The following is a 307-nucleotide window of genomic DNA, read 5'->3' as shown; positions in this document are numbered from 1 at the left end:
AATTTTTAATCGATTCGTGATAGCCCAGCTGGCACTGTTAAGTAATAGGTTGCCGTCAAGCTTGCTTCGCCTTGATTGACAAAAATCTCGATGGAATTTTTATCTAGAACAACTTCCAATTCTTTAGCTTCAATATCTACATACCGTCGACTAGTATCCTGTTCTTCTTCACCTAGAATTTTTTGAACAAGATGGCTACGATCAATGTAAACTTGCTGCGCCTTACTGTCATAACCAAATTCAAGATAATCTGTATCATTTCCTAAGCGGTAACGCTGATCACCATCAATTTGAATGTGATGGCCCC

General features: G+C 38.8%; 1 protein-coding gene. It reads right to left on the bottom strand.

Annotation, left to right across the window (positions count from 1 at the left end):
- Nucleotides 1-5 precede the first annotated feature (5 nt).
- Nucleotides 6-307, bottom strand: a 302-nt coding sequence (locus SMIDD26_RS10990) for a GH32 C-terminal domain-containing protein (RefSeq protein ID WP_246747047.1), incomplete at its 5' end; no start/stop codon positions are given.

Origin of the sequence: Streptococcus mitis (assembly GCF_001579035.1) — a bacterium.
GTDB lineage: Bacteria > Bacillota > Bacilli > Lactobacillales > Streptococcaceae > Streptococcus > Streptococcus mitis_J.
The sequence above is the reverse complement of the archived record's forward strand: the minus strand, read 5'-3'. Positions and strand labels throughout refer to the sequence as shown.